Origin of the sequence: Nosocomiicoccus massiliensis, assembly GCF_000438455.1 — a bacterium.
In the GTDB taxonomy this organism is placed as follows: Bacteria; Bacillota; Bacilli; order Staphylococcales; family Salinicoccaceae; genus Nosocomiicoccus; species Nosocomiicoccus massiliensis.
In genome coordinates this window covers 1-20,619 of record NZ_CAVG010000096.1, presented here as the reverse complement: position 1 = coordinate 20,619, position 20,619 = coordinate 1, and the positions used below count along the sequence as shown (strand labels likewise).

Genomic DNA, 20,619 nt, shown 5'->3' with positions numbered 1-20,619 from the left:
CTAGTCAATAACTGCATCATTTAATGATGCAGTTTTTAATTTATTAATTTTAAATATAGATTTATAATAATTATAAATTTATAGAGGGGTTATTAGATGAATACACCATTTAACATTGATCTTAGTCAACCCAACATTAGTCCTTACCTGCATGCAAGAAAAACAAATAGAGTAAGATTCGATTTTGATTGTGTAAATGAATATATTTTTAACGGGTATTCGGATTTTATGGTGGAAAAGGGCTTATAAATCACCCTTCTCCAAATTCTTAATAAGTGTGGAAAAATCGACACCAAAGTTGTCTGTAATGTCGTGATCATTCACTTCATACCAATTGAAATTATCGTGTAACATAGCTTTATTGAAAGCACTTGAATTAAATCGTGGCTTACGCTTTTTATGGAGCTTCTCATTGAAAAGGATTTTGGCTCGTAAGGCATCAAACGAGTAACCTCTACCCATTCGCTCTACCTGCCTAATAATGCTGTTAATTGACTCCGTATAAGCGTTAGTGAGCCTTTTATCAAAGTAGTTGAATATTTCGACATGCCAGTTGTCTACGGCTCTCACGAGGTCTTTATATGCATCTTTAGAGTTACTGGACATACAACGGTGTCTCCATTGACTATAACGAAGACGACCTTCATCTGAATCAGGAGTATCCCATATCCAGTAAAACTCTTCTTTGAGTTCATAGGCTTCTTTTAAGGCAGGAAGATTACCTAACTAAGTCTCTAAGAGGAATGATTCACGTTCATTTAGATCGTGTTTACGCTTTAGAAGGATAAACCTTTCACGCATAAGGGTACGTCTTTCTTTTTGGCTCATATGAGCTTTCAAAGACTTTCTGACGTTATCTAAGGCTTGATTAGCCATTCTAACTACATGAAACTTATCTACGACCACTTTAGCGTGTGGAAGGATAGTGTTCACTGCGTCTTTGTAGGGCTTCCACATATCCATTGTGACGTACTCAATATAAGTCCTGTCACTAATTTCTGAAAGACGTTGGATGACTGTTTCCTTGTTACGGTTTGGCTTGATGTCATAAATAGTCCTGCGTTCAATATTAGTCAATACAAGCCGAGGTCTACGGATAATATGTATCTCGTCTATCCCAAGCCACTTAGGAGTTTCAAACTGGTATTCACGTTCTTTGAGTGCCACATAGTCCTTAAAAACGTTCCTAATAGTTTTCTCGTCAACACCAACGCTTTCTGCGACTTCTACAAAGGTCTTAGACATGGATTGCTCTTGAATGGACTTTAAAAGCCTTTTGGTCATACTACGCTTTTCATCTACAGATATTAGGCGTTCCCAGAAGGTAGATCCGCATTCACGACACTTGTATCGTCTACGGTTCAATTGTAAGCCCACTCGCTTTAAACGAATGGGCAAATCCATAATTAGTTGATTTCTTGAACTGTGTTTGTACAACTTGTCAAAACCACATTCAGGACAACGTTCAGGTGGTCCGACTGCTTCAACTTTAAACATCATATCGGTTTCATTTTCTTGTGGTGGTTCTATTGTTTTAATGTCTGGTAGGGATAATAAGTCTGACATATTGTTCATCCTTTATTACTCTGCGGTGTTAAGGTATCAATTATAGATTTGATGTCGAAATCATCAGTGTTAAATTATTTTTGTGACCACAAATGCACTTAGAAAATCCCTTAAAGCATTTATATAATGGGTGATCGCAAAATAGTGTATGAAATCTTTTGTAGACTTTGCTAAACTACTGCACACCTTTAGTACAGTATTAGCTGGTTCACTTGAATAGGGAGTTGTAAAAAAAGTTCCCTTAGCCTGCACAACAAGATAATTTCGAAACATCTTTATCGAACGTAAGTGCAGCTAATTTTAGCCCTTCAGCCATTGTTAAATATGGTGCTAGGGTTTCTGTTAAATCTTCTATCGTTAAGCCAAATTTAACAGCTAATGATGCTGCATAGATGACATCTCCTGCATTCTCAGATACAATATGAACCCCTAATACTTTTAGTGTTTCTGCATCTGCTACTAGTTTAAATACACCGGTTGTTTCACGGTTTACAATTGCTCTTGGAACAGCATCTAAAGGTAATACAGATGTCTTCACATCATACCCTTTCTCTTTTGCTTGTTCTTCTGTTAAACCAACTGTTGCTACCCCTGGATTTGTAAATGTCACGCCGGGAACCACTGATAAATCTAGTTTTTTATTTAATCCACCGATTGCATTATCGGCAACAATTCCACCTTCATATGCTGCTACATATACAAATTGTGGTCCTAAAGTCACATCTCCTGCCGCATAAATCTTTTCATTACTTGTTCTAGCATAATCATTTATCAGTATTTCTTTTCGTTTTCCGACTTTAACCCCAGCTGCATTTAAATTCAACGTATCCGTATTTGGTTTTCTTCCTGTTGCAACAAGCAGCTGCTCTGATTCAATCACTTTTTTCTTGCCATCTACTGTAACATGAACCTTCTTTATCTCTCCAGATTGTTCTACACGCTCAAAAGTTGCCCCTTTTACAAGGTTTATTCCTTGTTCAATTAAAGCTTTTTCTACTACTTCAGAAATCTCTGGGTCATACTCTTTTAACAGTCGCTCACTTCTTTGCATAAGCGTTACTTCTGAACCTAAGTTATGAAACAATTGGCCAAGCTCCATTCCGATATATCCTGAACCGATCACCGTTAATCGTTTAGGTACCTTTTTTATTTCAAGGAGCGTTGTACTTGTTAAATACTCCACTTCTTCAAGTCCTGAAATCGGCGGGAGAGAAGGAGATGCACCCGTTGCAATTAAAAAGCGTTTTGCGGAAAGTTTCTCCCCATTGACTTCAACCGTCTGTTCATCAGTAAATTTTGCTTCACCTACAATTAAGTCAATTCCATATTCATCAATTAGATCCACATATTTTTGATTGCGAAGCTCACTCACTAATTCATCTTTTTGCTTGATTAAGGGTGCTAATTCCACTTCTCCAGCAGATGTTTGTAATCCCGTAAATGGATTTACTTTTGCTAAATGATTAATTTCTCCAGCCCTAAGAAGTGTTTTTGATGGAACACAGCCAATGTTTACACATGTTCCGCCAACGGTTCCACGCTCAATCATGGCTACTTTTGCCCCGTATTCAATCGCTTTGATCGCAGCTGAAAAAGCCGAACCACCGGAACCAATGATAAGTAAGTCATAATCGCCTTCATTACCTAACACCACATTTTCTTGTGATGATATTTCTTCTATTTCTCCAGGTTGATATTTCGCCTCATCAATAGCCTTTTTTGCACTTTCAATCCCAATATCATCGGGTAATTCAAATAATACTTCACCGTGACGAAAACTAGCTTCTACATTCTTGGCACCAATATTTTCAAGTGCAACTGCTACATGTTCTTCACAACCCATACAAGTCATGCCACTAACTTTCATACTGATTTTCTTAGTCATTTTTTAACACTCCTTTTAATTATCGAAATATGCCACCCGGACCAATCCCCCAATAATAAGAAATATAAATTCCTGAAATTAAAATAACAATGGAGGAAATAAATTGGATCATTGCCATATTTTTAGAAAGTAATTGTTGGACATATCTTTTTGAAATCAAAGAAACAATGGTTATGGAAGTAACGACAACACCCATACCGATTGAGTACACAATAAATTTAAGTATAACCATCAATAACGAATTATCTTGCATAGATTCAGTGAGTACAAATAAAAAGGCTGGCAACGTACAACTTAATGATGTGATTCCATAAGCAATACCATAGAAATAAACTGATCGTTTACCCTGTTTAATATTAACTCTTAAAGGTAGAGAAACTTTTTTTCCAAGCAACATCCCTAGTCCCAAAAGAAAGATAAGTACGCCCATTAGAAATGACCAAATTGGAAAAACATTGATTAAAGCTCTACCTAATAACGATAATAGAAAACCGGCTATCACAAAAATAGTTAGAAATCCCAACGTCATAGACAATCCTAACCATAGCCCCTTTGAGATTGTCCTTATTAAGGAACGCCTTGTTTCAACCTCTCCTTCACCAATTAAATAACTAATATATGAAGGCAACATAACAATCCCGCAAGGATTAAACGCAGCAACCATTCCTGCTGAAAAAATAAAAATAAAGGGAACCGTCATGAACTACTCACTCCAATACGTGTTAGTTCCTTTTGTAAATCATCAAAAGAAGGGTTAACCGCGTGATATATAACTTCTTGATTGCTATCTATCAAAAAAACTTCTTCCAATTGTTTTACTTGATACTTTTTAATGAGTTCATATTCTTTATCGATTAAATGTGTCCATTCTCCACCATATTGACGTTGGAAATCCTTTAAATCTTGTTCTGTATCTTGTTGGGGATCCATATCAACAGTTATAAGTTGAACATTGTTTCCATATTTATTATGAATCTGTTTAAATACCTTTTCCCCTGCTACACAAGTCGGACACCAAGATGCCATGAAATAAATGAGTGTTGGCTTCTCGGAACTTATTTTCTCGGAACTTATTGGTTGTGTTTTTTCATTGTTTATCGTGTTGGTTCCATTGGATATTCCACATGCTGAGAGACTTACAATAATGAGAGCTGATAATAAAATTTTTTTAAAGAACAATATTGATTTCAAATCACTCTCCCCCTTTTTCTTCTGTTTCATTGAATTTAGAATGGCAACAATCCGACTGACATGTATTACGACTACCTCTTCTTTTTACCAACATAATCAGTCCGACAATTAACAAAACAGCACCAAATATCCAAACTTCTTTTCCTATTAAGAAAGCACCCATAGAACTCAATCCAATTGCAATTAAAAGGATTGGTAAAGCGCAACATAGAACCAACAATGCTGGTATTCCTAAAAACAATAATTTATCATTATCCTTTACATTTTTTCGCTTTTGTACAGTCAATTTACATCACCTGCTAAAAAATTGATTTTAACCCTCAAACATTTTCTCAATAATAGGGCAAGAATATAAATATTCTTCATTCGGACAACATTCTTTTAAATCATTCAACATATTCTCAACACGCATTAAATCTCTAATTTGTTGTTGTACTTCATCAACTTTTTGAGAAACGAACTCATACATATCCGAACACCGCACTTCATCCTTATCTACAACACCAAGCAACTTGTGGATTTCACTTAAAGAAAAACCAAGCTTTTGCATCCGTTTAATAAACCATACACGCTTAACATCATCATCTGAATATATCCGATAACCAGCTTTCGTTCGGGAAGGTTCTTGTAATAATTTTTTTTGTTCGTAATATCTAATCGTCTCTTTATTTACCCCACATTTTTCTGCAAATGCAGTAATACGATAACTCACATAGTTCACCTCTAAATAATAATAAACCGCGTACCATAGTACGCTGTCAAGTAAATTGGACTATTTTATTTTTTTCCCAACGTATCACTCGTATGTGATTGATACTTTTATAATACTATTGATTGTCCTAACATCCCACTAGAAAATCCGATTTAAACACCAGTTGTTTTTAAACTATTAAAAAAGTAATTCCACTATATATTCCGAAGACCCTTTTTAACTTTATTATAAGTTTATTTAAAGAAGATGAATCCTTTCATATCTTTTATCTAGACAGTTACTCAATTAATGGATTATCACGAGAAATATTAAATTTAAAATTAAAAAGTTATATGGATGCGTTTAAGAATAAACATGATTTTAAACTAAAACAAGTGAGCTATACAGAAGAGGACGACTTAATTGAATATATTTTTGCTGAAATTAAAAATGTAAGTCCTGAGGTAATTCGTTATTATTATCAATATATGAAATCATTAGATGCTGAAGATAATTATCTTTATTTTTATAATAAAAATTTACATTGTTTATATAACTACAGATGTATTGGATGTTGTGAGTAGTGATAAGGAATTTATTAAACGTATAAAACATTCAATTATTTCATATGATAAATATTATGAGTGATTTAATAGTTAAATATAAAAGAATATCTCACATAAACAATTGTATTTCGTTAATCGAACTGGTATAATATCTGATTGTGAGTAATGAAAATTATTCCTTGCCAAAACGAATGTTTTGGCCGCAAAGTCCATAAGGAGGTGTAAAGATGAAAAGAGCATACGAGATTTTATATATCGTACGTCCGGATTTAGAAGAAGACGCAGTAAAACAACTCGTTGAGCGTTTTGACGAAGTGCTTACTTCTAACGGTGCTGAAATCATCGAATCTAAAGAGTGGGGTAAACGTCGTTTAGCTTACGAAATCGAAGACTACAAAGACGGTTTATACCAAATTGTTAAATTAGATGCAGAAGATTCAAAAGCAGTTGACGAGTTTGACCGTCTTGCTAAAATCAGCAACGACATCATTCGTCACATCGTAGTTCGCGACGAAGAACGCGAAGAAAAGTAATGAATAGAAAATGGAGATGATTACATGCTGAATCGTGTCGTTTTAGTTGGCCGTCTCACAAGAGATCCTGAACTCCGCGTTGGTCAAAGTGGTGTACAAGTAGGCAGCTTTACTTTAGCAGTCAACAGACCATTTACTGACAGAAACGGAGAACGTGGTGCTGACTTTATTAACTGTGTTGTATTTAGAAAACAAGCAGAAAACGTTAAAAACTACGTTCAAAAAGGTAGTTTAGTAGGCGTTGATGGAAGACTCCAATCACGTAGCTACGAAAACAAAGAAGGCCAAAGAGTATATGTTACAGAAGTAGTATGTGACAGTGTTCAGTTCTTAGAACCGAAAAATCGACAAAACAGCAGTAATCAGGCAAGTCATGCGGCTGAAAGTTATTCTGAGCCGTATAATAGCGGAAATCAATCTTACGGTTCACGTTCTCCTGAGAATCCATTTGCGAATTCTACAGGAAACGTAGACATTAGTGAAGACGATTTACCGTTCTAACATAGAGAGAATTTAATTTTATAACTACGAATTGTATGTGTATTAGTAGTGTTAAAACTGAAATCAATGTGTGGATTTCGGTGTGTGCAAACCGAGACAATCGTCTCGGTTTATTTTTTTACATAAGTTATTTTAAAATATTTATATAGTGTGTTTAATGCTAATTTTAAGGAGTTTAGTTATGAGTTTTATAAATAAAAGACAGTCGATCATACTGTTTGTACTTATGTCGGTGACATTTGTATTGGTCGCATGTCAGAATAATTCATCTTCAAATAAAGAGGAATCACCGAGTAAAGACAAAAACGGTAGAAGAAAAAGAAGAAGAAAAAGTAAAAACGATAGAACCAGAAGTTGTAACGATATATGTACGTGAAAACTTACAAGAACCATTTGAGGAAATTGCGAAAAACTTCCAAGAAAGTCATGAAGACATCATTCTCGACGTTAAATATTTAAAAAATGATGAAATGATCGATGAAACAATCAATAATGATAAAAATGCAATTGTATTTACAACAGAAGATGTTGTAAATGAAATGATTGATGAAAAATTAATCGAACATAAAGACACTGGTGTTGGCATGATGGATGAGCTTGTATTATTTACAAAAGCAGATTCACCAGATATTCAAAAGACATCAGATATCGATGAAGATACGCGTATTGCCATCTTAAACCCTGAGCTTTATGAAGAGGGTGAGCTGAGCAAAAAAGTATTTGAAGACGATGAATTTAAAGATGTGGGCACGACAGACAATCTAGTTCTCGGCGATAGTGTCGCTGATGTAAAACAAGACATTGCCAATAACAACGCATCAGTCGGAGTTTTATATTTATCAGAAGTTGAAGCAGATGAAGATTATCATGTCCTGAAACGATTACCACGTAACATTGTTGAACCGTATATTTACAAAGTAGGAATTATAAAAAAGGAAGAGCTCGAGAGTAGCACACGAACTGTTTATAGTTACCTATTATCTAACGATAGTTTAGATGTGTTCTCTGAGTATGGGTATATTATTTAAATGAAAAGAATACTATTCTTAATCTCACTTATTTTTGTATTAATAGTAACTGCTTGTAGTAATGAAAACGATACAAAACAAGAAAGCAAAAAAGAAACAAAAGCAGAAATAATTACAGTATCTGCAGCAGCAAGTTTACAAGATGCGCTAAATGAAGCAATCGAGGAGTACAACAAAGAAAGTGATGTAAAAATCGATGTCAACTATGGTGGTTCAGGCGCATTACGTGAACAGATTTTAAAAGGTGCACCAGTTGATCTATTTATTTCAGCGTCACAAGATGATTTTAAACAAGTGGATGACGAAGGGTTAATTTTTGAAAAGAAAGATTACCTTGAAAACAAACTCGTTTTAACTCGTCCTGAAGATGGGACTGTAAATTCAATTGATGATTTAAAAGACGCATCTCAAATCGCAATTGGTGAAGTAGAAACAGTACCAGCTGGAAAGTATGCAAAAGAAGCGCTCACATCTCTTAATTTGTTTGATGAATTAGAGAGTAAATTTATATATGCAAGTGATGTACGTGCAGTACTCACTTACGTTGCTCAAGGTGAAGCAGACGCTGGGGTCGTTTATGAAACAGATGCTAAAACTGAAGAAGATAACGTCGATATCGTCGATGAATTTGGTAGCGACACGCATAAACCAATCATTTATCCGATTGGTACACTAAGTGAATCTGAATCAGTAAAGGAATTTTATGATTTCTTAAATAGTGACGTTGCATTAGATATCTTTAAAAAGTATGGTTTTACTGTAGAGTAGGATTTATATGAACATTACTGATATGGCCTTTTGGACCCCAGTAATTTTATCGCTAAAAGTGGCGTCAGTTGCACTTGTACTTGCATTTATATTTGGTGTACTTGCAGCGCGTCTCATGACGAAGTATCAATTTAAAGGTAAAGTCGTTTTAGAAACGATACTTATGTTGCCACTCGTACTCCCACCAACAGTGGTTGGATTTATACTCATTATCGTATTTGGTAAAAAGTCGTATATCGGTCAGCTGATACAGATGATGTTTGATCACGGTTTACTATTTACGATATATGCAGCAATTATCGCGAGTACGGTTGTTGCCTTCCCTTTAATGTATCAATCGGCGAAAAATGGCTTTTTATCGATCGATCAACATATCATTGAAGCGGCACGTGTAGATGGGAATTCAGAAGCACGTATATTCTTTAGAATAATTATCCCGCTGTCAAAAAATTTACTCATTACAGGTGCGATGTTAAGTTTCGCACGTGCACTCGGTGAATTCGGAGCGACGTTAATGTTTGCAGGTAATATTCCTGGTAAAACACAGACGTTACCTACAGCAGTATACTCAGCGATTCAATCTGGTAACATGACACTTGCTTGGATGTGGGTGATATCCATTATTACAATTAGTTTTGTGATGATGCTATTTATCCGCGTAAAAGAAAATTGACATTAAAAATTAAACACTATATAATAGTAAAGCACATAAACACACACTACTATACACGTTTTGAATATGTAGTTATAGATACGCATATCGATCACACACATCGATAATGAATCTATAATAAAGAGGAGGATTACTATGGCAGGTCCAAGAAGAGGCGGTCGTCGTCGTAGAAAAGTTTGCTACTTTACTGCAAATGGAATTACGCACATCGACTATAAAGAAGTAGATCTTCTGAAAAAATTCATTTCAGAACGTGGTAAGATTTTACCAAGACGTGTTACAGGTACTTCAGCGAAGTATCAACGTCAGTTAACAACTGCAATTAAACGTGCACGTCACATGGGATTACTTCCTTTCATTAAAGAAGAAGCTTAATCTTAACACCTTCACTGTACTAGAGGTTACAGTGAGGGTATTTTTTTCTGTTTTATCTTGAAAACGGTTGCTTTATAGGCTGAAAATATTTTATGATTACTATAACTATAAGTGGAGGTGTATTCCATGGAAAACACGAAGAAAAGTCTATTTCAAAGAACGTTAGATGTTATTGAAAAAATTGGATCACGTTTACCGGATCCCTTTGTACTATTTTTAATATTTGCAGTCTTAATAGTTGTTATATCAGTTATTGCAACAAGCCTTGGTGCATCAACAGTGCACCCGTCAACAGGTGAAGTTGTTGAAGTTAAAAGTTTACTGTCACGTGAAGGTATTGAATTTATATTAACTGAGACAGTGACGAACTTTACAGGTTTCGCACCACTTGGTCTCGTATTAGCGATGATGCTCGGTGTTGGACTTGTAGAAAAAGTCGGATTTTTTGATTATGTAATTAGAAAAACTTTACTTAAAGCACCACCATTTATACTTACTTATACAGTTGTGTTTGTTGGTATTATGGGGAACATTGCTTCAGATGCTTCCGCAGTTATCATTCCGCCACTCGCAGCGCTCGTATTTTATAAAGTTGGACGTCACCCACTTGCTGGTCTTGCAGCAGGTTTCGCGGGGGCTGGTGCCGGATTTACAGCGAACTTATTAGTCGCGGGTACAGACGTATTACTTTCTGGTATTTCTACAGAAGCGGCGAGAATTATTGATCCAGAATTTGTAGTTACTCCGTTAGATAACTACTTCTTTAACGTAGTATCAGTATTTATGTTAACGATTATCGGTGGGTTAATTACGACAAGATTCATCGAACCAAGACTCGGTACATATGAAGGTGCAGTAGAAGACGAAGAAGAAACTGAAGTCCAAAATGGTGGACGCGGTGTACTATTAGCAGTAATCGCATCAGTGATTTACTGGGGACTTATCGTTGGTGGATTCTTCTTACCAAACTCATATTTAGCAGGTGAAGACGGTGGCTTCTTAAATTCTCCATTATTAAAAGGAATTGTACCTGTTATTTTAGTATGGTTCATGATTGTTGGTGTGACGTTTGGCTTTACGACAAAAGTGTTAAAGACTTCAACAGATGTCACTAATAAAATGGCAGAAGCGATAAAAGATATGGCTCCGTATATCGTATTAGTATTTGCGATTGCTCAGTTCATCGCGTACTTTAACTGGTCAAACTTAGCAATTTGGTTAGCAGTAAACGGTGCGGCATTCTTTGAAAGTATCCAATTCACAGGTATTCCGTTAATTATTCTATATGTCATATTTACTGGTTTATTAAACTTCTTAATTACTTCAGGATCAGCAAAATGGGCATTAGAAGCACCGGTATTTATACCTATGTTTATGCAACTCGGTTATGACCCAGCATTCGTACAAGCAGCATACAGAATCGCAGACTCTAGTATGAACATTGTAACACCACTGTATCCTTTAATGATTGTTATTATTGCATTTATGAGACGTTACGATAAAAATTCAAATATAGGAACATATATGTCATTAATGATTCCATACGCATTCTCATTCTTATTTGCATGGATTATATTACTATTAGTGTTCTACTATACAGGCCTGCCACTCGGACCAGGTGCATATACGTTATTAGAATCTAGAGGATAGAAGGGATATTTATGGACGAGATAATTAAGTATGCAAAAGAAAATCGTAGGTTACTACATCAAGTTCCAGAAGTTGGATTTACAGAGTATATTACGACATACTTAATTTATGAAAGACTGTCTCAAACAAACTTTAATTTATATGTTGGAGACGACGCACTCGATATTGACACGCAAGTCGGTTTACCGAGTGATGACGTAATGGCAAACACATATCAACGTGCATTAGATTACGGAGTACCGTCTTCATTTCTAGAAAAAATACACCCGTATAAAACAGGTGTAGTTGCGACAATCGATACAAATCAAAAAGGACCTCATGTGGTCCTTCGATTTGATATCGACGCGTTACCAATTAAGGAAAGTAATGAGATTGAACACGTTCCGTTTAAAGAAGGATTTCAGTCGAAACATGACGGTGAGATGCATGCTTGTGGTCATGACGCTCATGCAGCGATTGGAATTAGCGTAGCGACGTATATCGACGAACATATCGATGAGTTAACAGGAAAGTACACAATTATATTTCAAAACTCTGAAGAAGGTGTTAGAGGTGCGGCAAGTTATGCTAAAAAAGGTTGGTTAGATGATGCGGACTACTTTTTAAGTGGACACGTCGGGACAATCAGCGAAGAAGTCGGTACAGTAGGAGCGACGGCGACAAACTTTTTAGCAAGTACAAAGTTCAACGTTGAACTTTTCGGTCAGTCATCTCACGCGGGGTCTAATCCGCAAGACGGCAACAACGCACTTCTCGCAGCGTCAGCGATTGCTTTATCATTAAATACAATCGCACCACATAGAGAAGGAGCAACAAGGTTAAACGTCGGTACACTGCAAGCAGGACAAGGTCGAAATATTATACCGGATTATGCAAAACTCGAGTGTGAGTCACGCGGGGAAACGACACAGTTAAATGAATATATGTTTGAACGTGCAAAAGAGATTATCGAAAACGGTGCAAAGATGTACGGCTGTGAGAGTAAAATTACGGTTGAAGGATTCGCACCGAGTGCGACATGTTCTAAAGAGATGATCGATATTGTGAAAAGTGCGACTGTAAATAATGACGCTGTAAAAACAATTGTAGATGAAATCTCTATGGACGCATCGGAAGATGCAGCAGTATTTATAAATATTGTTCAGGAGAATAATGGAAAAGCGACGTATTTAATTTTTCCATATCACTTAAAGTACGGTCACCATCATCCGTCGTTTGATGTTGATGAAGCAGTTCTAGAAGTTGCGATTACGACATTTATTAATATTTTAAATGAGTTAAAATAAAGGATTTGAATTTAATGAAACATGAAGAATTTATAAAAGATATTATTGAGTCAAAATCAAAATTTTTAAACGAGGTTAGTACGTATATATTTGAACATCCAGAGACGCGCTTTCAAGAATATGATTCATCAAAAAAATTAATCGAAACGTTAAAACATGAAGGATTCGAAGTTGAAGAAAATGTCGCAAATATCGATACGGCATTTTTAGGAAAATTTGGTTCTGGGAAACCAGTCATCGGTTTTCTTGGAGAATTCGATGCATTATCTGGTTTAAGTCAAGAGCCAGGCATTGTTGAACATCGTCCTGTTGAAGATGGAGGAAATGGTCACGGTTGTGGACATAACTTACTCGGTATCGGATCACTTGCGGCAGCAATCGCTGTAAAAGAATATCTCGAAGCTAATAATCTAGAAGGAACTGTAATTTACTACGGAACACCAGGTGAAGAAGGCGGTTCTGGTAAAACATTTATGAGTCGTGAAGGCGTATTTGATGATTTAGATTATGCATTTTGTTGGCATCCAGCGCCAATTAACGCTGTAATGATGAACAAAACACTCGCAAACTATCAAGTGAAGTTTAAATTTAAAGGGACGAGTGCACACGCTGCACAATCTCCTGAACTTGGTCGTAGTGCGTTAGACGCTGTAGAACTTATGAACGTTGGCGTTAACTATATGCGTGAACATATGAGTGACACGGCGCGTGTCCATTACGCAGTGTTAAATACAGGAGGAACGTCTCCTAACGTCGTTCAATCAGACGCAGAAGTGTTGTATTTAATCCGTGCAGAAACGTTAAAAGAAACACGTGAATTATTTGAACGTGTTAAAAAAATAGCTCAAGGTGCTGCATTAATGACAGAAACAGAAACGTCATTTGAAATTCAAAAAGCATGTTCAGACTACGAACCGAACCGCGCACTTGAAGCGGTAATGTACGATTATCTTAAAAGAGAAGAAGCGGAAATTACTTTTACAGATGAAGAACTCGAATTCGCTCAAAAAATTGTCGATACACTTTCAGATAGTGAAAAAGAAGGGGCAATTAAAGCCAATGAGAGTTTTGGTGCAGTTGTAGATGGTGAAAAAGTAATTGGAAAACCATTAAGTGACGTCGTTCATGATTACGTTGTAACGGGCAAGGTAATGCTCGGATCAACAGACGTTGCAGATGTAAGTTGGGTCACTCCAACTGCACAAATATCTGCAGCAACGTCAGCATTTGGAACACCACTTCATACGTGGCAAATGACAGCTCAAGGTCTGTCAAGCTATGCATTTAAAGGGATGTACAGAGCAGCGAGAGTCATGGCAAATACAGCAGTTCACGTACTTCATGACGAAACACTTCTAAGTGAAATGAAAAAAGAACACGAAGAAAAACTAAAAAAACAACCATATGAAAACCCAATTCCTAAAGATGTAAACCCGCAACCATAAAAGATGAAGAGAGGATATTATCCTCTCTTCGTTTTTTTATTATTCCCTTCTATAAATGAACGCTCAGAGTTCAGCCCATAACTATCGAGTATTTCTACAAATTCTTCATCTTCTAATACGTGATTCGCCTCGGATTTTGGTTTTAAATCTGTTTCATCGTCTATTTCAACTTCTTTTTTACCATCATTGATAATAAGTATAAACTCACCATTTATAAGTGCCTCATGATACGTATTTAAAATCTCGTCATCTAGGTTAAATCGGCGTGATATGAGTGATTCTGGAGATTTGTTAAAAAGCCCTCCAACGGTTCTTTCCCATATCGTTCCATCACCTTTTACAAATTCAACATCTGTATTATGTTTAAATTCTTTTGTTGGTCGTTTATTGCTTACTACAGTCATTTGGCGCGTCTTAATATAATTTAATTTTAATTCAGTAATTTTATCAACGAGCGATTTTTCGTCTTGGAATGTATATAGCGTCATCATTTCAACTCCTATCATCGATATATGTACTTAAATGATACCATAATCGTTTATATGATAACTCACTCTGTTATAAGTTGTACTTTTATAATTTATAGGATATGTTTATATCAAATATATTTATGAGGTAAAAATAATGTTGAAAGAATTGATGTTCTATTTAAAAGATAAACGACAACGACTCAAATGGACTCAGCACGATTTATCTCTTGAGAGTTCAATTAGTCAAACGGTGATTTCACGCATTGAAAATGGACACGATACGGGAAGTGTACGAGAGTTTTTTGCCTTGTTAGAAACGTTAGATATCGACAGAGAAGAATTCATAATGCAGCTCGATTTAATTAGTCCGAGAAAGCAATTAGATGACGCGAGGAAGCATAAAGATTTTACTAAAATGAAACAAGTACTTGAAGGTATTCCAAGCTACATACGAGAGAAAAACTCATACTTAAATACATATTGTATATACCATGAAGCGCTTTTAAGCTATAGAGAAAACAACTTAGATCGTGCGATTCAATTGTTACAAGAAGCTAAATCAATGTTAGAAACATACAACCCTATGGACATGATACTCGCAGAGGTTCACTTAATGCTAGGTATTATAGAGTTACAGTTAGGACGAGAAGCGTTTCAACATTTTAAAAAAGCGAATCATGTTATTAAAAACGTCCCGGTTACTCGACAAAATTTTAAACATATCGTAAGAATTTATGGTAACTTAGCAGCAATTTATTGCCGTAAAGGATGGTTTCATCTTGTAAAAAGAGAGTTAGACAATGCAACAACGTTACAAAAGCAATTCGAGTCGTCGTATTTAAAAACAGACATCGAGTATTCACGACTCTTGTTATACATGAATACAAACGACCCCTTACTATACGATCAGTACACGTATGTGAAATGCTTATTAAAAGATTATCCAAATGAGAAAATCAAACAAAGCTTAAGTAATATTCGTATACGAATAAATTAAAAGTAATTGATAACATTTAAAATATGCTCTGCTATAATCGATTTAAATTTACAATCATTTAAATTAAGAGGAGAGATATTTAATGAATATGTTATATTTAGTCACTACGATGTTAATTACAATACAACAGTCGGACGACTGCATCTGTCCGGATTTTATTATTTTTTAAAATAGTGAGGCATATTGATGAAGTCGTTATACGATCGATTATTGATATGTGATATTTTTAGAATGCAAAAAACGTGAAAGCAGCTGCGACGAAGTAAAGCGTTACTGTGATTATTGTATCGATATTATTAAAAGCGGAATTAGCAGTATGTATAAAGAAGTGTTCCAGTTTTTAGAAATGGATGAAGAAATTAACAATCAACTGATTAAAGAAGTAAATCGAATTATTAAGATGTATGAAGAAGTTGAACATTTATTAAAACACAACGATGCGTTATACAAACGATATCAACATCAACTATTTACTGGATTTACAGACCATCTATGTGAGAGCTATTATCTATTTTTAAAACGGCATAACAAAGTAACGATTCCGCGTCACCCTGGAAAACGCAAATCATTAAAAGAATATCGAAGCTTTTTAAAGCGCTTTAATTACTCGATACGAGAAGAATATTTGTTTGTAAATGAAAAAGAAGAGACGAATTAACGTCTCTTCTTTTTCAATAATTTTAATAATTGTCTCTTTTACTTAGATCGATTTTTTCTTCATCTTCAAGTTCTACTTGTTCTATACTCTGATACGGAATATAAAGCACGTATTGATCAGCATCCATAGCTTTACTAAACTCTGTTTCTTCATAAGGAGTAAATTGTAAATCTTCAGTAGCTCGCTCTTCGCCGTCTTTATCAGTAAATAAAGACTCAAACTTTTGCCATAAATTTCCTTCCCCCATACGAATTTCTACATCATGCTCGCGAGTAAATTCTGTCGGTGGAGAATGTTTTGAGAAAAGAATGACACGTCTTTCATTGACACCTTCATGTCTTAATTGTTGTACTCTTTTACTTACGTTACCGATATCATCATACACTTCAATATTTCTATTTTGTTCCAATATAGAACACCTCATTTATTTAATAGTCATACTTATATCTACCCTAAATAAATTCATGTAAACAGATACAATTAAATTCATAAACAATTTAGACGATTTAAAATATTTAATCTTGAAAATAATATACTTTAAATACGGTTTAGACTGGTCTATAATAGTACTAATCTATTTTAGGAGGCTAGTTCAATGTGGGAAAACAAATTTACTAAAGAAGGATTGACGTTTGACGACGTACTACTTATGCCAGCTCATTCAGAAATTCTACCAAGAGAAGTAGACACGAGTGTACAACTGACTGACAAAATTAAGCTTGGCATTCCAATAATCTCTGCAGGTATGGATACTGTTACAGAGTCTAAAATGGCGATTGCGATTGCACGCCAAGGTGGTTTAGGCGTTATTCACAAAAATATGTCAATCGAAGCACAATGCGAAGAAGTAGAGAAAGTTAAACGTTCAGAAAACGGTGTAATTACTGATCCATTCTTCTTAACAAAAGAAGAGAAAGTATTTGCAGCTGAACATTTAATGGGTAAATATCGTATTTCAGGTGTTCCAATTGTAAATAATCCAGAAGAGAAAAAACTCATTGGCATCCTAACAAATCGTGACTTACGTTTTATTACAGACTATTCAGTAGTAATTGATGACGTAATGACTAAAGAAAATCTTATTACAGCACCAGAAGGTACAACGTTAGAAGATGCACAGAGCATTCTTCAACAACATCGTATTGAAAAGCTTCCAATTGTCGATGAAAACAACGTATTAAAAGGTTTAATTACGATTAAAGACATCGAAAAAGTCATCGAATTCCCAAATGCTGCTAAAGATGAGCATGGACGCTTACTTGTAGCTGCAGCAGTTGGTATTTCTAGAGATACAGATAAACGTATTGAAGAATTAGTAAAAGCAGGAGTAGACGCATTAGTTATCGACACAGCACACGGACACTCAGCAGGCGTATTAAACGCAATCAAAAAGATCGTTGCAGAATATCCTGAAGTAGAAGTTATCGCAGGTAACGTTGCAACAGCAGAAGGTACGAGAGCTTTAATTGAAGCGGGTGTAGACGCAGTTAAAGTAGGTATTGGACCAGGATCTATTTGTACGACACGTGTCGTTACAGGTGTTGGTGTACCACAAATTACTGCAATTTATGACTGTGCAACTGAAGCACGTAAACATGGTAAATCAATCATCGCAGATGGTGGTATTAAATTATCAGGAGATATCGTTAAAGCTCTAGCAGCAGGCGGACATGTCGTAATGCTCGGTAGTTTACTCGCAGGTACGACAGAATCTCCAGGTGAAATTGAAATGTTCCAAGGTCGTCGTTATAAAACATATCGCGGTATGGGATCACTCGGAGCTATGGAACAAGGTTCAAGTGACCGTTACTTCCAAGATGAAAAAGAAGCGACAAAATACGTTCCTGAAGGTATCGAAGGTCGTACAGAGTACAAAGGACCTGTAGAAGATACAATTTATCAGTTAATGGGTGGATTACGTTCAGGTATGGGTTACACAGGCTCTAAAGACCTTAAAGCATTAAGAGAAAACAGTCGATTCACACGTATTACGTCAGCTGGACTTATCGAAAGTCACCCACATAACGTTCAAGTTACTAAAGAAGCTCCGAACTACTCTATTTAAGAGAGAGGCTATAAATTTATGGAAATGGCAAAAGAACAAGAACTTATTATTGTAATAGATTACGGTAGTCAATATAACATGCTTTTAACACGTCGTATTCGTGACTTAGGTGTGTATAGTGAATTACGTAATCCAAGTATTACTTTAGAAGAAATTAAAGAATTAAATCCTAAAGGTATCGTATTATCAGGTGGACCAAAATCAGTATATGAAGAAGATGCGTATACAGTTGATAAAAGTATTTTTGACTTAGGAATTCCAGTTCTCGGTGTCACTTATGGTATGCAGTTAATTGCATACAATCACGGTGGAGAAGTAAAACCATTAGACAACGCATTTTCAGGTGTTGATACGATTGAACTCAATACTGAAAGTCCATTATTTAAAGGATTAGACAAAGAAGTTAACGTTGCAATGAGTTACCACGACGAAGTGGCATCAATCGGTGATGACTATGAAATCATCGGAAGCACGAAAGACTCAAAATACGCAGCAATTCAGCATAAATCAAAACCTATTTACGGTATTCAGTTCCACCCAGAGTCAAAATCAACAGATAATGGTGATACATTCATCGAAAACTTCGTAAGAGACATTTGTGAATGTCACGGTGAATGGACGATGGGTAACTTTATCGACATCGAAGTTGAGAAAATCCGTGAAGAAGTTGGCGACAAAAAAGTAATCTGTGCGATGAGTGGTGGAGTAGATTCATCAGTTGTTGCGGTACTTATGCAAAAGGCAATTGGCGACAATTTAACATGTATCTTTGTAGACCACGGCTTACTTCGTAAAGGTGAAGCGGAAATGGTAATGGAAGCGTTCGGTAAAGGATTTAATATCAACATCATTAAAGTCGACGCACAAGACCGTTTCTTAGGAAAATTAAAAGGTGTATCTGATCCAGAGCAAAAACGTAAAATCATCGGTAACGAATTTATTTACGTATTTGATGACGAAGCGGCGAAACTTAAAGATATTGACTATCTTGCACAAGGTACGATTTACTCAGACGTCGTTGAATCTGGATCTGAAACGTCAGAAACAATTAAGTCACACCATAACGTTGGTGGGTTACCAGAAGATATGGAATTTAAACTCATCGAACCAATCGCGACACTCTTTAAAGACGAAGTGCGCCAATTAGGACTTGAGTTAGGTATTCCTGAAGAACTCGTATGGCGTCAACCATTCCCAGGACCAGGTTTAGGCATCCGTGTCCTCGGAGAAGTGACAGAAGAAAAATTAGAAATCGTTCGTGAAACAGACTATATTTTACGTGACGAAATTCAAAAAGCAGGCTTAAATAAGAGTATTTGGCAATACTTTACAATATTACCAGGCATCCGATCAGTCGGTGTAAAAGATGATAAAAGAACATACGACTACACAGTAGGAATCCGTGCAGTACACAGTGTAGACGGAATGTCATCAGACTTTGCGAAAATCGACTGGGATGTACTTGAAAAGATTTCAAAACGCATGGTAAAAGAAGTTAAAAATGTAAACCGTGTCGTGTATGATATTACTAGCAAACCACCAGCAACAATTGAGTGGGAATAATAAGTATCACCCCTTCATATTTATACAACTAGATATGAAGGGGATTGTTTTTGTAAAATTTCTAAAAAATTAATTAAAAGTATAAATGAGAATAATTTTAATAAGAGATTCACAATCACTTAAACCATAATGTAATATTCCGGAGGATAACAAGGAAGAAATTTAGCTATTTACTTATGATTTTAGGAGCTTTTACATTTGTTCTAGCTGCTTGTGGTAAAGAAGAGGCTGAAAAAGAAGACCAAGATCATGCAGAACATGAAGACGGTGGACACGACCATGACCATGGTGATCATGATCACGGATTCCATACAGAAGGATTTGACATGGAATTTACAGAACTTAACGATGTAAAAGCAGGAGAAGAAAATAAACTAGAAGTTAAAATTACACTCGACGATGCTGATTTGGAAGGTGCTCGAGTGCGTTATGAAATCTGGAAAGAAGATGACAAAGATAATACGGACTGGGTGGATACTGAGGAAGTAAATCCTGGAAACTATGTTGCAGATTACGTATTCGAAGAAGCGACAACATACACAGTGCGCGTTCACGTTGAAGGTGACGATGATTTACATGAGCATATTGAATATGAAGTCGAAGTGAAATAATTATATACTTTCAACCTAAAACATTTTAGACCACAACTTTTAATAAGCTGTGGTCTTTTTTGTAGTTATTAATAAAAATTTACATATTCACTATATT

At 35.7% G+C, this 20,619-nt stretch carries 22 protein-coding genes and 1 pseudogene; 15 read left to right on the top strand and 8 right to left on the bottom strand.

The features are described 5' to 3' along the window. Nucleotides 1–243: 243 nt before the first annotated feature. The 6 genes and pseudogenes from TJ68_RS08400 to merR form a co-directional block, all read right to left on the bottom strand. A pseudogene (locus tag TJ68_RS08400) lies at nt 244–1,566 on the bottom strand (ISL3 family transposase). Nucleotides 1,567–1,807: 241 nt separating this feature from the next. Next, entirely contained in the window at nt 1,808–3,451 is a 1,644-nt protein-coding gene (merA, locus tag TJ68_RS04300; protein WP_040928939.1) for a mercury(II) reductase, read from the bottom strand. 19 nt (nt 3,452–3,470) lie between these two features. Further along, nucleotides 3,471–4,151 carry a cytochrome c biogenesis CcdA family protein gene (locus tag TJ68_RS04295; protein WP_040928938.1) on the bottom strand — a complete coding sequence of 227 codons (681 nt, stop codon included), beginning with the start codon at nt 4,149–4,151 and terminating at the stop codon, nt 3,471–3,473. Beyond that, entirely contained in the window at nt 4,148–4,672 is a 525-nt protein-coding gene (locus tag TJ68_RS04290; protein WP_238316032.1) for a TlpA family protein disulfide reductase, read from the bottom strand. The genes TJ68_RS04295 and TJ68_RS04290 overlap by 4 nt, the downstream gene beginning before the upstream one ends. Further along, nucleotides 4,644–4,928, bottom strand: coding sequence for a hypothetical protein (locus TJ68_RS04285; RefSeq protein ID WP_026867183.1), 285 nt, complete (start codon nt 4,926–4,928; stop codon nt 4,644–4,646). Before TJ68_RS04285 ends, TJ68_RS04290 begins: the two co-directional genes overlap by 29 nt. A gap of 27 nt (nt 4,929–4,955) precedes the next feature. Continuing rightward, the gene (merR, locus tag TJ68_RS04280; protein WP_040928937.1) at nt 4,956–5,354 is read right to left on the bottom strand and encodes an Hg(II)-responsive transcriptional regulator; all 399 of its coding nucleotides are present in this window, start codon (nt 5,352–5,354) and stop codon (nt 4,956–4,958) included. Between the two features lie 332 nt (nt 5,355–5,686). Here merR and TJ68_RS08515 point away from each other — a divergent pair, with 332 nt between their 5' ends. The 10 genes from TJ68_RS08515 (at nt 5,687) to TJ68_RS04230 (ending at nt 14,158) form a co-directional block, all read left to right on the top strand. Beyond that, nucleotides 5,687–5,917: a hypothetical protein gene (locus TJ68_RS08515; protein ID WP_040928936.1), complete on the top strand. Its 231-nt coding sequence runs from the start codon at nt 5,687–5,689 to the stop codon at nt 5,915–5,917. A 209-nt stretch (nt 5,918–6,126) separates the two neighbouring features. Continuing rightward, nucleotides 6,127–6,432 carry a 30S ribosomal protein S6 gene (rpsF, locus tag TJ68_RS04270; protein ID WP_040928935.1) on the top strand — a complete coding sequence of 102 codons (306 nt, stop codon included), beginning with the start codon at nt 6,127–6,129 and terminating at the stop codon, nt 6,430–6,432. 24 nt (nt 6,433–6,456) lie between these two features. Beyond that, entirely contained in the window at nt 6,457–6,933 is a 477-nt protein-coding gene (gene ssb, locus TJ68_RS04265) for a single-stranded DNA-binding protein (protein WP_040928934.1), read from the top strand. Between the two features lie 239 nt (nt 6,934–7,172). Continuing rightward, nucleotides 7,173–7,961, top strand: coding sequence for a molybdate ABC transporter substrate-binding protein (gene modA / locus TJ68_RS04260; RefSeq protein WP_040928933.1), 789 nt, complete (start codon nt 7,173–7,175; stop codon nt 7,959–7,961). Further along, a complete protein-coding gene (gene modA / locus TJ68_RS04255) occupies nt 7,962–8,729 on the top strand; it encodes a molybdate ABC transporter substrate-binding protein (protein WP_040928932.1) in 768 nt (255 codons plus the stop codon). Between the two features lie 7 nt (nt 8,730–8,736). Further along, nucleotides 8,737–9,402, top strand: a complete 666-nt coding sequence (gene modB / locus TJ68_RS04250; RefSeq protein WP_238316031.1) for a molybdate ABC transporter permease subunit — start codon at nt 8,737–8,739, stop codon at nt 9,400–9,402. Between the two features lie 135 nt (nt 9,403–9,537). Next, nucleotides 9,538–9,777, top strand: coding sequence for a 30S ribosomal protein S18 (rpsR, locus tag TJ68_RS04245; RefSeq protein ID WP_040928931.1), 240 nt, complete (start codon nt 9,538–9,540; stop codon nt 9,775–9,777). Between the two features lie 126 nt (nt 9,778–9,903). Then, nucleotides 9,904–11,427, top strand: coding sequence for an AbgT family transporter (locus TJ68_RS04240; RefSeq protein WP_040928930.1), 1,524 nt, complete (start codon nt 9,904–9,906; stop codon nt 11,425–11,427). Nucleotides 11,428–11,438: 11 nt separating this feature from the next. Beyond that, complete coding sequence (locus TJ68_RS04235; RefSeq protein ID WP_052327303.1) at nt 11,439–12,713, top strand: amidohydrolase; 1,275 nt, start codon at nt 11,439–11,441, stop codon at nt 12,711–12,713. A 14-nt stretch (nt 12,714–12,727) separates the two neighbouring features. Beyond that, a complete protein-coding gene (locus tag TJ68_RS04230) occupies nt 12,728–14,158 on the top strand; it encodes a M20 family metallopeptidase (RefSeq protein ID WP_052327302.1) in 1,431 nt (476 codons plus the stop codon). A gap of 17 nt (nt 14,159–14,175) precedes the next feature. On the opposite strand, the gene TJ68_RS04225 is transcribed toward TJ68_RS04230, so the two are convergent. Continuing rightward, entirely contained in the window at nt 14,176–14,649 is a 474-nt protein-coding gene (locus TJ68_RS04225; RefSeq protein ID WP_162138456.1) for a general stress protein, read from the bottom strand. A 133-nt stretch (nt 14,650–14,782) separates the two neighbouring features. Here TJ68_RS04225 and TJ68_RS04220 point away from each other — a divergent pair, with 133 nt between their 5' ends. Both TJ68_RS04220 and TJ68_RS04215 read left to right on the top strand, forming a co-directional pair. Further along, nucleotides 14,783–15,625 (top strand): helix-turn-helix domain-containing protein, encoded by an 843-nt coding sequence (locus TJ68_RS04220; RefSeq protein ID WP_040928927.1) that lies wholly within the window; start codon nt 14,783–14,785, stop codon nt 15,623–15,625. Nucleotides 15,626–15,842: 217 nt separating this feature from the next. Then, complete coding sequence (locus tag TJ68_RS04215; RefSeq protein WP_162138455.1) at nt 15,843–16,283, top strand: hypothetical protein; 441 nt, start codon at nt 15,843–15,845, stop codon at nt 16,281–16,283. A 22-nt stretch (nt 16,284–16,305) separates the two neighbouring features. Here the strand turns inward: TJ68_RS04215 and TJ68_RS04210 are convergent, their stop codons facing one another. Next, the gene (locus TJ68_RS04210) at nt 16,306–16,692 is read right to left on the bottom strand and encodes a general stress protein (protein WP_040928925.1); all 387 of its coding nucleotides are present in this window, start codon (nt 16,690–16,692) and stop codon (nt 16,306–16,308) included. A 186-nt stretch (nt 16,693–16,878) separates the two neighbouring features. On the opposite strand from TJ68_RS04210, the gene guaB reads away from it, so the two are divergent. The 3 genes from guaB to TJ68_RS08140 all read left to right on the top strand — a co-directional run bounded on the left by guaB (nt 16,879) and on the right by TJ68_RS08140 (nt 20,522). After that, nucleotides 16,879–18,348, top strand: coding sequence for an IMP dehydrogenase (guaB, locus tag TJ68_RS04205; protein ID WP_040928924.1), 1,470 nt, complete (start codon nt 16,879–16,881; stop codon nt 18,346–18,348). A gap of 18 nt (nt 18,349–18,366) precedes the next feature. Next, complete coding sequence (guaA, locus tag TJ68_RS04200) at nt 18,367–19,911, top strand: glutamine-hydrolyzing GMP synthase (protein ID WP_040928923.1); 1,545 nt, start codon at nt 18,367–18,369, stop codon at nt 19,909–19,911. 176 nt (nt 19,912–20,087) lie between these two features. Beyond that, entirely contained in the window at nt 20,088–20,522 is a 435-nt protein-coding gene (locus TJ68_RS08140; protein WP_052327301.1) for a FixH family protein, read from the top strand. Nucleotides 20,523–20,619: the final 97 nt, after the last annotated feature.

Bases quoted from the DNA above. Each gene is read 5' to 3' on its own strand.
- TJ68_RS04220 (WP_040928927.1), top strand. From the start codon at position 14,783: ATGTTGAAAGAATTGATGTTCTATTTAAAAGATAAACGACAACGACTC.
- TJ68_RS08140 (WP_052327301.1), top strand. From the start codon at position 20,088: ATGATTTTAGGAGCTTTTACATTTGTTCTAGCTGCTTGTGGTAAAGAA.
- ssb (WP_040928934.1), top strand. From the start codon at position 6,457: ATGCTGAATCGTGTCGTTTTAGTTGGCCGTCTCACAAGAGATCCTGAA.
- merA (WP_040928939.1), bottom strand. From the start codon at position 3,451: ATGACTAAGAAAATCAGTATGAAAGTTAGTGGCATGACTTGTATGGGT.
- TJ68_RS04290 (WP_238316032.1), bottom strand. From the start codon at position 4,672: ATGAAACAGAAGAAAAAGGGGGAGAGTGATTTGAAATCAATATTGTTC.
- TJ68_RS08515 (WP_040928936.1), top strand. From the start codon at position 5,687: ATGGATGCGTTTAAGAATAAACATGATTTTAAACTAAAACAAGTGAGC.
- guaB (WP_040928924.1), top strand. From the start codon at position 16,879: ATGTGGGAAAACAAATTTACTAAAGAAGGATTGACGTTTGACGACGTA.
- TJ68_RS04230 (WP_052327302.1), top strand. From the start codon at position 12,728: ATGAAACATGAAGAATTTATAAAAGATATTATTGAGTCAAAATCAAAA.
- modA (WP_040928932.1), top strand. From the start codon at position 7,962: ATGAAAAGAATACTATTCTTAATCTCACTTATTTTTGTATTAATAGTA.
- TJ68_RS04240 (WP_040928930.1), top strand. From the start codon at position 9,904: ATGGAAAACACGAAGAAAAGTCTATTTCAAAGAACGTTAGATGTTATT.
- TJ68_RS04235 (WP_052327303.1), top strand. From the start codon at position 11,439: ATGGACGAGATAATTAAGTATGCAAAAGAAAATCGTAGGTTACTACAT.
- rpsR (WP_040928931.1), top strand. From the start codon at position 9,538: ATGGCAGGTCCAAGAAGAGGCGGTCGTCGTCGTAGAAAAGTTTGCTAC.
- guaA (WP_040928923.1), top strand. From the start codon at position 18,367: ATGGAAATGGCAAAAGAACAAGAACTTATTATTGTAATAGATTACGGT.
- TJ68_RS04295 (WP_040928938.1), bottom strand. From the start codon at position 4,151: ATGACGGTTCCCTTTATTTTTATTTTTTCAGCAGGAATGGTTGCTGCG.
- modB (WP_238316031.1), top strand. From the start codon at position 8,737: ATGAACATTACTGATATGGCCTTTTGGACCCCAGTAATTTTATCGCTA.
- rpsF (WP_040928935.1), top strand. From the start codon at position 6,127: ATGAAAAGAGCATACGAGATTTTATATATCGTACGTCCGGATTTAGAA.
- TJ68_RS04225 (WP_162138456.1), bottom strand. From the start codon at position 14,649: ATGATGACGCTATATACATTCCAAGACGAAAAATCGCTCGTTGATAAA.